The following is a 13475-nucleotide window of genomic DNA, read 5'->3' as shown; positions in this document are numbered from 1 at the left end:
TTCCAGTTGCTCCCGTTGGACCTGTCGGACCTGTTGCTCCACTTATTCCCGTTGGTAGAGTAAATGAAGAAATCGGTGGCAATGTCGGTCCTATTAAACTCGAATCCAGTGAATCAGCAGATGGATTTTTAAAGTTAATCCTTCCCATTCTTTTCCTCTCCATATATCTCACTCCAAATTAAAATCATTTCTAAAATAAGAAAATATTAATTGTACAAAATATGATATATACAAGATGTACTATTCCAAATAAGGTGTTTTAAATAAAAATATTGCTTCAAATATACAAAATCATTTTATAAAATTAACTTTTGTAAAAAAACAACTAATATATTAAATAATCAATTCAGTTTATATATGGTAAAATATATCCATCGCTGATATGTCCAACTATGTAATTTTCATAGCAGCAAAATTACAACTAGACTTTATACAACATGATTCAAAACAAATGAAGGAGTGTTTTAAGTGAAAGGACATATACGAAAAAGAGGAAATAAATATTGCATCATTATTGATATCGGTCCTGATCCAGAGACAGTAAAAAGAAGATAAAAGTGGTTTACTGGTTATAAGACAAAAAAGAAGACGAAAAAAATTACGGAGTTAAATAAAGGGACTTTTGTGGAGCCGTCTAAGCTTGCTTTAAAAGACTATCTGGTTCAGTGGTTAGAAATTAAAATGAAACGTATAGAAAAGAATATCTACGTTTCTTATAGTAGCAACATGCCCCACCATGTTATAACTAACATAGGAATGATTGCACTTCAGAAATTAAATGTTATGCACATTCAAGAATAGTATAAATCAGCACTAGATAATGGTATTTTAAATAATTCCATACTCCTATTGCATTGGATAATAAAAGCAGCTTTAAATCTAGCAGTTAAATAAAATATTATTTCTAGAAATACCGCGAAAACAAGTGAATTTTATTAACAAGTTTCGTGCAGCTTAACACATGTTATCATGTATAATACATATGAAAAGGAAATTCAGAATAACGAGGCAAATATTATGGACTTTGTTTATATTAATCAAAACGTATTAAATAATCTTCTATACATTTTATGTAGTATATTTGTTTTTTATTTCATATATGATAGCCGGCACTATTTAAAGAAATATAAAATACTACTGATCACCCTTTGTTCTAGTATCCCGCTTATTTTATGTATGCGATACCCTATCTATATGGATGAAAGTTGTATTCATGATTTAAGACAAATTCCGGTCATAATAGGTACGCTTTATGGTGGATTCCCTGTCGGTATCATATTGTTTACAATTTTATTAATTACGAGATTTTTATTTTATGGCTTTAACATGCTGACAGTTGTTGTTTACGGAATAATGTTCATCGTTACAGCACTCGCATCTTCAAAATTTAATACATATAATAGAAAACTTAAAGTAACTTTTTCCATGTTTTTAACCTTTTTCCTAGCAATATTTACAACTTTAATTGTATTAACCTTATCAGATTTTGAAGTGAATAATTTGTATATTATTTATTTCATGGTATTACCGACTACTTTAATGTTATTTATTGTTTATATAAATGAAGTTATTAAAGATGCTGTATTAATGCGCTCAAAATTAATTAAAATGGAAAAAATGGAGATTGTTAGCCAACTCGCTGCAAGTATATCGCACGAAGTAAGGAATCCCTTAACGGTTGTAAAAGGATTTACACAGCTTTTAAAAACACCGAATTTAACTCCTGAGTCAAGAGACGAATATATTAAACATATACTTGAAGAGTTAAATCGTGCCCAAGAAATTATCGATGATTATTTAACGTTTGCCAAACCTGCTCCAGAAAAATTAGATCAAATTTCAATAAAACAAGAGTTAAATCGGGTTATTAATATGATATTGCCATTGTGTAATATGAATACGATACATATTACACAGGATTTTTCTGAGGCAACCATTGTTGGTAATAAACAGCACTTTCAACAATGTTTTTTAAACTTAATAAAGAACAGTATTGAAGCGATGCCTAATGGTGGTACCTTAAATATTTCCTCATCTATCAATAATAGTAAAGTTGAAATACGAATTGAAGATAGCGGAGTTGGAATGTCACAGGAGCAAATACATCGATTCGGTGAACCGTATTTTAGTACAAAAACAAAAGGAACCGGTTTAGGTACAATGGTTGCTGTTAAGATTATTGAGACGATGCATGGAAGTTTAAAAATCCGAAGTATCGTTAGTAAAGGAACGACTTTAACGATTACGTTCCCGAAATATAGTAAGAATACGCATTAAAACAAATAAAAAAGGAGCATAGTCGCTCCTTTTTTATTTGTTTCGATACATAAGTATCTTCAATGTTTTTTTAGTTTACATTTGTGAAGACTAATTAAAAATTAGTATCCTCCGCCCCAGCAGCTGCATCCTACAATTATTAATAGAATGAATAACACAACTAATAAAGCGAAACCTCCACCAAAACCACAAGAACCACCGTAACTCATATTTTCTCCTCCTTTTGGTTTGAAAACTAATAGGTAGTTGATCATTTTAACTGGTTCGTATTATACATTATGTATATATCCCTTTTTTGAGCATGTCTACATAAAAATAAGTAAAAGCACTCGTTTAAAGAGTGCTTTTAAATGGATACCAAAAGTTTTGAAATACGTTTAATTTTAAATATACCGCAACAATAAATATGAAAATACCGGCAAATAAAGCGATGAAATCTTCACGTTTCGCCTTACTTGTATAAAACCATGTACGTTTATCCTTCTTTCCAAATCCTCTTAAATCCATTGCATTTGAAACCGTATCTATTCTTTCTAGAGAATGAATGATTAGTGGCCAGAAAATTAAAACACGGTTCTTCATACGAACCCATAAACTTGCTTCTCCTTTTTCAAAAGCCACTCCTCTCGCTTCTTGCGCGTGTTTAATAATTTTATACTCAGACTGGATGTCAGGAATATAACGTAGTGCAATATTTATTGCATAAGTAATCTTATAATGAATACCAAGTTTACTTAAGCTACTTACAAATTCGCTTGGATCTGTCGTGTAAATAAAAAGAAGTGTAAATGGTAATAACGTAAAATACTTTAATGAAAGTGTAGCTGCATAAAATAATGTTTCATATGTAATCGTTGCATATCCAACATGTAAAAACGCGGTATATGATTCAGTTAATTCAGATCCATGAGTTGGTGTAATAAATAAAATCATGACAGAGTTTAATAAACTAAATGTAAATATGACACTAAAAACAATTAAAATTTTACGAAATGGAATTTTAGCAACGCTGAGTCCGATACACCCCATAATAAATAATATTAGCAACACCCGAAAATCAAAAAACAAAAAAGTAAGCGTCATACAAAAAATAAATAAAAACAATTTCACTACCCCATCCATACGATGAAAATATGTACTATGCACCTTCCTCCCTCCTATTACTGTCTAAATAAAGCTCCATAAATTTTTCTGGACATGCAATCCCACTAAATTTAACAAGCTTGGTTAAAGAACTCTCTCTTAAGTTGGCTCTTTGTAACGTTTCTTGATCGCCTAATACATCAAACACTGTATTATCCGCAATAATTTTCCCTTCATTTAGAACTACTGCACGGTCTGTATATTCTAGCGCGAGATTCATATCGTGAGTGATAAAAACAAATGAAATTCCCTTTTTAGCCAAGTTTTTAATAAACGACATAAATTGTTTATAATGATAATAATCTTGTCCCGCTGTCGGTTCATCTAATATGATAAGTTTAGGATTTGTTGTTAATACAGATGCGATTGTTAATCTCTTCTTTTGCCCATAGCTTAGTGCTTGAATTGGCCAATTACGAAATGGATATAAACCACAAATTTTTAAAGTTCCTTCTACTCTATTCTTAATTTCTTCCTTAGAAAAATTATGTAATGTTAATGTAAATGAAACTTCTTCAAAAACAGTAGGCTGTGTAATCATATGATTTGGATTTTGCATCACGTAAGATATGATTTCCCCACGTTTACGAATAGACCAAGAACTAATATCTTCACCTTTTAACAAGATTTTCCCATTTTTCATTTTGTTTATGCCTATAAGACTATGAGCTAATGTTGATTTCCCTGCTCCATTATGTCCTAACAGTGCCACAATTTCTCCTTCATATATTGAAAGGTTTACATTTTCTAATACTTTTTGTTTATTAGAGTATGAAAATGATAAATTCTCCACTTTAAGTAATTCCTTGTTTTTAGTATTCCCTTTTAATATGACTTGTTTCTCCATCCACTCTTTTATAACGTTGCTTACCTTTTCTTTTTGAAGGTTTTCCATTGGATATATTACGTCATTATTACTATCAAAATGTAATCTCTTTAATGCTTCGATGTAAATAGGCTCTCTTAAGCCGATACGTGGTAATATATTTGACGCTAAGATTTCTTTTGGTGTTCCTATCGCAATGACTTTACCTTCATCAATTAATATAATTTTGTCTAAATCCAGTTTTAAAATTTCTTCTATTCTATGTTCGATAATGACAATCGTTTTATTATATTGTTCATGTATATCTTTCATAAGTTCTATCGTATGTAAGGCGCTTAGTGGATCTAAATTAGCTAACGGTTCATCGAACAATAATATATCCGCATTTGTTGTTAATAAACCAGCAAGAGAAACTGTTTGCTTTTGACCTCCTGATAATTCATGTGGACTTTGTTTATGAAACGTATGCATCTTCACCTTTCTTAATGAGTCCGAAACAATCTTTTTCATGTCATCTTGCTTTACACATTCATTTTCTAAATAAAAAGCTACATCTTCTTCTACTGTCAGACCAATAAATTGAGCATCTTGATCTTGCAAAATTGTTCCTACCTGTTTACTTTGTTCAAAAATACTTCCTTCCCTCGGGTCTTTACCGGCAATTAAAACGTTACCTGTGCTATTCCCTTCGTAAGAAAATGGGATTAGCCCATTTATACAATGAGCTAATGTCGACTTTCCTGAACCACTTCGTCCAGCAATTAGCACTTTTTCCCCAGGGTATATATGAAAGGTAATATCACTTAAAGTAGGCTGCGCAGCATGCCCATATTGAAAGGTGAATTGTTCAAACGAAATAATTGGTTGCATGTTGACATCCCTACTTTTCAATTTTTAAATGTGTATGTTTCTTATTGGATTTCGCCAGACCAATTGTAAGTGGCAATCCAAGTACTAAGAAAACGATGACATCGGAAATTGTTGCTCCTAATACTTGTATAACAATTTTGTCAAATGGTTCCCCCATCACAATAATATCGAATGCCCCAGCAAATATAATAGCAATGACAATACCAACTAGCCCAGTAATTGCTAAATAAGAAATATCCCCCTTCTTAAATGACCCGTTTTTCACACTAAAACCAACTCTTTTTTGAATAAGCCCCATTGAAAAACCAATAATACCTGAACTAATAACCCATCCCCACCAAATCCCCCATCCAGCAATCGTATCTGTTACGGTATGACCGATAAGTCCGATTAACAGTCCTGCCACTGGACCAAATAATGCTCCAAAAACAGTTAATATAGCTAATGCTGGTTTAATAAATGTATTCGGTGCAATAGAAAATCCCCAAAGTCCTAATATCCCGTATAATGCTGCTCCAATACCGATTGCTACTACTAACTTTGTTGATAATTTGTTCATGACAATTCCCCTCTCATATTAGTCAACTTTTATTACTCTATATTTAATTTAAAAATGAATTATGCATCGACACTCCCTTTCTATACAACAAAAAAATGACCTCTTACATAAGAGGTCATTTTCTTTCACGTTCAAGAATCCTCTTATCTTTCAAAAAACACATCGTGTCCTCTGCGGAATTAGCACCTTCCTATAAAATTGCATAGGGGTTGCTGAGGTTTCTTAGGGCCGTTCCCTCCACCTCTCTGGATAAGTATTAATTTGTAATTCGTATTATGGCACTAAAGAATGTAAATTTCAACACTTTTCTTACTATTTTTATTTTTCGTTAAATAGATCATTTAAATCATTGTATTCTTATCGGAATTATGAAATAATAAATTCAAAATCGTTTCGGGAGGAATGCATTATGAAAGTTATTGGTTTGATTGGAGGATTAAGTTGGGAATCTACATCATTATACTATAAACATATTAATACACTTACACTCTCTCAATACGATCAAAATGCAAAGTTAGTTTTATATAGTATGGACTTTGGTGAAGTAACTACTTTATTACAAAACCATCAATATGAAGAAGTGAAAAATGAACTAGTTACAGTTGCAAAGAAAGTTGAAAAATCTGGGGCTGAATGTTTATTAATGTGTTCAAATACCGTACATCTATTTGCCGAGGAAGTAGAACAAGCAATATCTATCCCGCTTCTTCACATTGGTGATGTAAGTGCTAAAGAAATGGTAGAACAGAGTATAAAACGTATCGGACTATTAGGAACAAAACAAACGATGGAGCAAGATTTCTATAAATCACGATTAGCGAAATATAACATTGAGACAATTATCCCAAATGAAGAGGAAAGAACCTTTATCCACCATGTCATATTAGATGAATTAAGTAGAGGGATCATTTCAGAAACATCTAAAGAAAAGTTATTACAAATTACAAAATCATTAATTCAAAACGGCGCTGAAGGTATATTATTAGGCTGTACTGAAATACCTTTACTTATCTCCCAAAATGATCTTACTGTTCCCGTTTTTGATACTGCTTTTTTACACGCAAATACTGCTGTGCAATTTGCTGGATAAGAATATACAAGCATAAAGGTGAGAACCTCTATGCTTGTATACAGTTACGACTATTTATCCCGCTATTTATGGGTAGTAAAATCCCTACCGATTAAAGTTTTACTTTATTTAAAAGAGATTCAATAACTGCAATTGCTTCTTTTGAACCACCACATTCTAAAAAGCTATCATTAAGTTTTCTTATACCATGTTTATACTTTTCATTTGAAAGAACATCTGTTACGGCCTCTTTTAAAGTGTGCACATTAACATGTTCTTTCAATAGTCTATGTGCCGCTTCAAGCTCAGTTAATCTTTGCGCTATCATTGGCTGGTCTTTATCATGCGGTATTATTACAAATGGGACATTATAATGAATGGCATCGTGTACGCTATTCATACCGCCATGTGTAATAAAAACATCTGCTTCATTTAATATTTCTGATTGAGGTACATATGGAGCAATTATAAAATTATCTGGTGCTTTCTTAATTTTAGAAATATCATTTCTATCACCAATTGCCATTACAACTATCCCATCAAAATCTGAAAAAGTATCAATACAAGTATTAAAGAATGGTTCGAGTCCTTCAAGCAGTGTTCCCATTGAAATATAAATAACTTTCTTTTCTTTAAGTGATTCCAGTGGAAACTTTATATTTGTTTTACGCTTTGAAATACTCGGTCCAATAAAAATGTTATTTTCTCCGAACGATTCGTTATTAGGTTGGAAATAGCGACTTGTGTATACGAGACAAACATCACCCTTATTATTCATAAATTGAAGATTATTCTTTGGTTTTACTCCAAATTTATGTTCCATCTGATTTAGTAATTTTTCAGAGATTTCCTCTGGTTGGAATGGCATATCTGCATTTGGATGAAAAGGTAATGTCTTCAAAAATTCTGGCGGAATTAAAAATATAGGTGAGGACACTACACCTGGAACTTGTAAATACTCCTTTACTAACTCTCCTGCGCCAAATATATCATAAATTACGAAATCAAAATTTATACTTTCACATAATTGTTTCGTAATTTCTAATATATATAAAGAAGTTTGAACATGCACATGAAAGAAAGCATTTAACCCAGATGAGGTTTCAGCATCAATAGAAATCTCTTTTAATAGATCCGGATGAATATGTACAGTAGCTCCTAAATCTTCAATTCTATCCTTAAAGTTTGCCGTTGTAATATAATGTACGTTATCCCCTCGTTTAGTAAAAGCTTTTACTAAATTTAATGTAGGGTTTACATGTCCCTCTGCTGGAAAATTAACCACTAAAATATTTAGCACTTATTCCTCACTCCTTACATTGCATTGTTTTAATTAAGCATACTGTTATTTGTACAAGTAATCTTCCCCTAATAGTCCTAATATGCTTGCTACATTATATTGATAAATAATTTTCAGTCATCAACATAAAAAAAGCATCTACCTATGTAGATGCCTAACCGTGATAAGGAGTGTTCTGTGAGGTTAGAACAAGCTTTTCTGCTTGTCCTATGCTATTAATATATGATTGATTTTATAAAACGTGAATAGTTAATAGAATTATTTTATCCATTTTATATGATCAAATGGATAAAATACCATTTCTACTTTACCTATTATATTTGACTCATCAATAAGTCCAAGTGTATTCCTACTATCTTTACTATGATTACGATTATCACCTAACACAAATAATTTATGCGTAGGAACTTTTATTTCTCTAAAATTTGAAAAACGATTGGATACTTGTGACATATCTAAATGTATATACGACTCATCACGCTTTTTACCGTTAATAAATACCTTATCCTTTTTTAGTTGTATATTATCCCCCGATAATCCAATAATTCGTTTCACATAGTAAGTAGGCTCGTCTTCTTTTTTTATAATGACAACATCTCCATGATGAAAAGACGATAAACAGACGTTTACCTTATTAACAAGTATATAATCTTTTTCATTCAAAGTAGGTTGCATCGAAATTCCTTCTACCATACAAAATAAAAAGGACTTATTAATAAAAATAACCCCTATTATAATTAATATGTAGCTACATATGTTCCTCCAATATTTTAGAATAAACAGCTTCATATATACCTCATTTCTAATCTATTCCCAGATAAAAACGCCTCTAGTTCACAGGAATGCTAGAGACGTTTCGTACATTTTAATTCTCTTTAGAGGCATCTGTTTTTGGCGCTTCACCAGTTAACCGCTTATTTTTCAAATCAAAATAAGCATCTAAAACTTCTTTTCCAATATCGGAGTTAATGCCCGATTTATCATTTTCAACCCACGGTACTACAACAGAAAATGCTACTTCTGGATCATCATATGGCGCATATCCAGCTAATGTTAAGTTATAACATTCTCTACGATCGCCTTTCGCATTTCGCCCAATTGCATTTTCTCCACCATATACAGTTTGTGCGGTCCCTGTTTTACCAGCTGGTTTATATGGTGCTTTTTGGAACGCTCTTACTCCTGTTCCATCTCCTTCTTGAAATACTTTTCTAAATCCTTCTTTTACTTGATTAATATATTCTTGTTTCATATCGATTCTATTTAAAACAACGGGTTCTATTGATTGTACTACTTTACCAACCTCATCTTTTTGAACGGTTTGTTCTCTAATCTCTTGAACAATTTGTGGTTTCATTCGATATCCTCCATTTGCGATAGTCGAAATATATTGTGCAAGCTGAAGTGGTGTATACGTATCATATTGCCCAATAGAATAATCTAATAAGAAACCAGGCTGATTATCTTTTTTTCCAATTTGCCCTGCAGTTTCATTTGGTAAATCAATACCAGTTTGTACACCTAGTCCAAATTGCCTGAAATAATACCTCATTTTATCAAAATATTCTTGTTTAATATCTAGTGAACTATTTTTTACATAATCCACGCCAGCAATTTTTAATGCTATATTAAACATATAAACGTTTGAAGAAACTTGTAACGCTCTTAGATCGTCTATATCACCAAAATTTTTCCAAGACTTCTTTTCCTTAGTTCCTTTAAACTTCATAGGTGCATCATAAAAATGTGTTCCAGGAGTTATTGCATTTGTTTCAAACCCTGTTAACACTGTCGCACCTTTAACCGTTGATCCAAGCTCATATGAACTTGTCAGCGTGCCTAAAGCATAATCTTCTACTTCCATTTTCCCGTCTTTTTCTACAAGCCTTTTCCCAGCCATTGATAATACTTGGCCATTTTTAGGATTCATCATCACTACGAAAGCACGGTCTAACATTGATTCTGATCCTTTATATTGTTTTAATATTTTTTCTATGCTCTCCTCTACTTTTTTTGCAATTCCATATCTATTGTTAAAGTTAAATTTTTACCGCTTTTTCCTTCCGAAACCGTTTCCGTTCTAATAGTATTTCCTTGTTTATTAGCAATGCTTCTTACTTCTTTTTTTGTACCATGAAGTACATCTTCGTATTGCTGTTCGATATAACTTTTGCCGACCCTATCATTTCGGCTATAATCACGCACTAAATAATAATCTAATCGTTCACGGGGCAATCCTTCATCAGCATTTGAAACGTTACCAAGGACAGAACGGAATAATCCATCATTTACATAGATTCTCTCCCAATCAACTGATGCGTCTACTCCTGGAAGGTTCGCTAAATTTTCACTAATCACCGCATATTCCTGTTCACTAACGTCCTTTTTAATAATTTGAGGTGCCATTTGAAAACCTGAGGTCATTTTACTTTTAATAGCTAACACTTCTATATCTTTAGCCGTTAGTTCTTGAAGATTTTTATCTGTAACGCGTTTCCTTTTTAAATGTTCTATTTTTTTGTCTAGCTCTTTTCCGGTAATATCCTTATCTCGGAACTTATCTATTTCTTTTTTTGATACTAAGTCTTGAGCCAGTTCTGGATTCAATTGCATCCAAAAGTCTTTCTTATCAGTCTCAGTTAACTTATCTATATCTTCTTGTGGCATTTCAATAATATCTGCAAGTTGTCTTGCTGATTTTAATATTTCTTCTTGTTTTACACCTTTCACCTTTGTATATGTAATCGTACGTAAAGACTTATTATCAACTACTGGATTTCCTTCACGATCAAATATTTTCCCACGTGGTACAGAAAGGCCCACGGTTGCATTTTCTCTCTTCTCTAATTCATTTTTATATGTTTCTCCATCAAAAATTTGCACTTTCCCTAACTGAATAATAATGCCAGAGAATAATAAAAATACACAAAGGAATAAAATATTTAACCGGAGAGGTACTACTCTACCACTTTTCTTCTCTTGCTTTTTCACCTTGTCATAATCTCCTCCTTACAATATTTCAAATAATAATCACATTTCTATATTAAAAGTAATGTACAATTTCTATACATTGCTTTGTACAAATATTAATATAATGTTTAAAACTTAATAGAAATTAAAACAAAGGTAAAGAAAAGGTAAAGTTTACTAAATTAAATATAAAAAATACCCAATAACAAAAAGCTTAGTTTTCACTAATCGCTTTGTTATTGGGTATTAATTGATTTAAGAATTACTACTAGTGCGTATTGCTATACATTTGTCGTCACAATTAGAAAGAGATTGTTTACTTAGTACTTTCGGTAAGTAAATAGTTACTGTTGTCCCGACACCAACCTCGCTCATGATACTAATTGTCCCTTGATGACTTTCAATAATTTTATAACTTAACATTAATCCAATACCAGTCCCTTTTTCTTTCGTACTATAAAAAGGTTCACCTAATCTCTTAATTCTTTCTTCAGGTATTCCTATTCCTTCATCTATTACATGAATGATGACACCATCATCATTTATTTCTTTTATGTGAATTGAAATTTCCCCACCATTTGGCATAGCTTCGATTGAATTTTGCAAAATATTAATAAATACTTGTTTCAATTGATTTTCTGAGCATTCAATAATTATATCTTTGTCATCCGTAAATAGTTCAACTTGAATATTTGTCATAATTGCTTTTGTATTCATTAACGATACGACATTTTTAAAAATTTGATAAATATTTTTCTTTTCTGTATTTATCTCATCTGTTTTAGCAATTGCCAGAAATTCTTGCAGGATCGCTTCTATCCTTTCAATTTCAGAGAGCATAAGATCAAAATATTTTTCTTGATCTTCTTTATTAATTTGAAATAACTGTATAAAACCTTTAATTACAGTTAAAGGATTTCTTACTTCATGAGCCACGCCAGCTGCTAATTGACCAATTGCTGCAAGCGTATCTGATTTATTTAGCAATTCTTCTGTCTTTTTTCTCTCTGTAATATCGCGTACAATAATCATAATTTTATCATGTAATAATGGTAAGCACCTAGCCTCAAAGAAATCAATACTTCCATTAAGTGTGAGTGGATATTCTATAATTACATTCGTTCCTTTTTCCTTCACTTGATTAATGGCTTCCTGAAACTGCTGTGCTACTGAAGATGGTAATACTTCGTAAAACTTTTTTCCCATAAAAGCTTCTGCGGGTACGTAAAACTTTGTAGGAGATCCTGCCTTGTAATCTATAATTGTGCCATCATCTTCTGTTAAGAAACATAAATCTGGTAAAGCTTTAAAAATTAATTCCAGTTCAGATGTTTGTTGTTTTAACTGCTCTTCTATCGCTTTTAAATGTGTAATATCTACACCAACAGCCCAATAACTATATCCTGTTACAGGAAACTGTTCTGATATATTCGACCACATTATTGTTTTGATTTCACCATTTTTACATGTTAAGTGCATTTCCCAATCTCTGAAATTTTTTCCACAAGTTAAAAATTTCTTTTGTATTTGATGGCGATAATTATAATCAGGATACAATAATTGCAGTGCATTTGGATTTCCAATTATTTCTTCAGCGGTATAACCTGTTACAATTTCACATTCTCGATTCCACAAAACAAAATCTCCATTATAATCAAGCGCATCGACCATAACAGGCATGTTTTGTAAAATCGTATGTAGTTCCTCCTCTTTCCGAGAAAGCAACGTTGTACTTTTACTTTGAAATACTTTTATTGCGCCATCTAAAATTAAACTTGAGAGCATTTCAAAGTATTTTTGACAACTGAAAATTTCACTTTTTTTGGACCATACAACAAAAGAATCCTAAATGTTGATTGTATAAGAAAATGGGGATTTCAATCTTTGGAAGTTTACTCTTTTTTATCTCATTCATTCCGAATGAAAAAACACATTCTTTTTCAGCATCAAGAAGTTGATGTGATATATTAGTTAATTTATAAAATTGTTCTGCCATGGTTTCTATTGTACTCACATCAATAAGTTCCATTAGCCGCGAATTCATTCCTTTTTCACCTCAATATGTAAAATTAATACAAATCTAAAATTCATACTTCTCCATTATACGAAGAAAGCTAGTGTAGGTATATAGCTGTAGAATAATTATTCGAACAAATTTTATTTTTCAATTAAAATAAGAAAAGAATATATATACTGAATATACCTTTAATTAGTATATATTTCGTTGATTCCTCACTTATTGTCTAGTAACTTGAATTCCTCCTTACATTCACTGAATTTTCACTTGAGAGTCATACACGTTACTAATAGCGGTATAAACATGCAATAAGTATAAAGTTCATAAAATATTCACAATTTTTATGAAAAATATAAACATTTATTCCAATATATTCTATATAATAAAATGTAATAAGGCTTCTATGAATCTCATAGAATACCTTACCCCTAATAAAAAAGAAAA

General features: G+C 31.5%; 9 protein-coding genes, 3 pseudogenes and 1 riboswitch. Of the genes and pseudogenes, 3 read left to right on the top strand and 9 right to left on the bottom strand.

Annotated elements, in window-relative coordinates; all coding sequences use genetic code 11:
- Positions 1-148: exosporium leader peptide-containing protein (locus HMPREF1014_RS30000; protein ID WP_009326991.1), on the bottom strand; the 148-nt coding region annotated here is incomplete at its 3' end.
- Positions 149-468: 320 nt separating this feature from the next.
- On the opposite strand from HMPREF1014_RS30000, the pseudogene HMPREF1014_RS32455 reads away from it, so the two are divergent.
- Together HMPREF1014_RS32455 and HMPREF1014_RS13215 are read left to right on the top strand one after the other, a co-directional pair.
- A pseudogene (locus HMPREF1014_RS32455) lies at positions 469-891 on the top strand (tyrosine-type recombinase/integrase); the annotation flags it as partial.
- 126 nt (positions 892-1017) lie between these two features.
- Positions 1018-2277 carry a sensor histidine kinase gene (locus HMPREF1014_RS13215; RefSeq protein WP_002098330.1) on the top strand — a complete coding sequence of 420 codons (1260 nt, stop codon included), beginning with the start codon at positions 1018-1020 and terminating at the stop codon, positions 2275-2277.
- A gap of 101 nt (positions 2278-2378) precedes the next feature.
- On the opposite strand, the gene HMPREF1014_RS29990 is transcribed toward HMPREF1014_RS13215, so the two are convergent.
- The 4 genes from HMPREF1014_RS29990 to HMPREF1014_RS13200 all read right to left on the bottom strand — a co-directional run bounded on the left by HMPREF1014_RS29990 (position 2379) and on the right by HMPREF1014_RS13200 (position 5675).
- The gene (locus tag HMPREF1014_RS29990; RefSeq protein WP_000120182.1) at positions 2379-2486 is read right to left on the bottom strand and encodes a YjcZ family sporulation protein; all 108 of its coding nucleotides are present in this window, start codon (positions 2484-2486) and stop codon (positions 2379-2381) included.
- A 124-nt stretch (positions 2487-2610) separates the two neighbouring features.
- On the bottom strand, positions 2611-3423 hold the full coding sequence (locus HMPREF1014_RS13210) for an energy-coupling factor transporter transmembrane component T family protein (RefSeq protein WP_000556381.1): 813 nt from the start codon (positions 3421-3423) through the stop codon (positions 2611-2613).
- Positions 3416-5116: an ABC transporter ATP-binding protein gene (locus HMPREF1014_RS13205; RefSeq protein ID WP_001182507.1), complete on the bottom strand. Its 1701-nt coding sequence runs from the start codon at positions 5114-5116 to the stop codon at positions 3416-3418. The genes HMPREF1014_RS13210 and HMPREF1014_RS13205 overlap by 8 nt, the downstream gene beginning before the upstream one ends.
- A gap of 10 nt (positions 5117-5126) precedes the next feature.
- Positions 5127-5675 carry an ECF-type riboflavin transporter substrate-binding protein gene (locus tag HMPREF1014_RS13200; RefSeq protein ID WP_001038208.1) on the bottom strand — a complete coding sequence of 183 codons (549 nt, stop codon included), beginning with the start codon at positions 5673-5675 and terminating at the stop codon, positions 5127-5129.
- 140 nt (positions 5676-5815) lie between these two features.
- Positions 5816-5931: riboswitch (SAM riboswitch) on the bottom strand.
- Positions 5932-6084: 153 nt separating this feature from the next.
- Here HMPREF1014_RS13200 and HMPREF1014_RS13195 point away from each other — a divergent pair.
- Positions 6085-6765 carry an aspartate/glutamate racemase family protein gene (locus HMPREF1014_RS13195; protein ID WP_000864399.1) on the top strand — a complete coding sequence of 227 codons (681 nt, stop codon included), beginning with the start codon at positions 6085-6087 and terminating at the stop codon, positions 6763-6765.
- Positions 6766-6856: 91 nt separating this feature from the next.
- Here HMPREF1014_RS13195 and HMPREF1014_RS13190 read toward each other — a convergent pair whose 3' ends face one another.
- The 4 genes and pseudogenes from HMPREF1014_RS13190 to HMPREF1014_RS13175 all read right to left on the bottom strand — a co-directional run bounded on the left by HMPREF1014_RS13190 (position 6857) and on the right by HMPREF1014_RS13175 (position 13058).
- Positions 6857-8044, bottom strand: a complete 1188-nt coding sequence (locus HMPREF1014_RS13190; RefSeq protein ID WP_000932165.1) for a macrolide family glycosyltransferase — start codon at positions 8042-8044, stop codon at positions 6857-6859.
- A gap of 258 nt (positions 8045-8302) precedes the next feature.
- A complete protein-coding gene (gene lepB, locus HMPREF1014_RS13185) occupies positions 8303-8833 on the bottom strand; it encodes a signal peptidase I (RefSeq protein WP_009326990.1) in 531 nt (176 codons plus the stop codon).
- A 76-nt stretch (positions 8834-8909) separates the two neighbouring features.
- Positions 8910-11035, bottom strand: a pseudogene (locus HMPREF1014_RS32130) (peptidoglycan D,D-transpeptidase FtsI family protein).
- A 234-nt stretch (positions 11036-11269) separates the two neighbouring features.
- Positions 11270-13058: pseudogene (locus HMPREF1014_RS13175) on the bottom strand (PAS domain-containing sensor histidine kinase).
- Positions 13059-13475 lie beyond the last annotated feature (417 nt).

Origin of the sequence: Bacillus sp. 7_6_55CFAA_CT2 (genome assembly GCF_000238655.1) — a bacterium.
In the GTDB taxonomy this organism is placed as follows: domain Bacteria; phylum Bacillota; class Bacilli; order Bacillales; family Bacillaceae_G; genus Bacillus_A; species Bacillus_A cereus.
The sequence above is the reverse complement of the archived record's forward strand: the minus strand, read 5'-3'. Positions and strand labels throughout refer to the sequence as shown.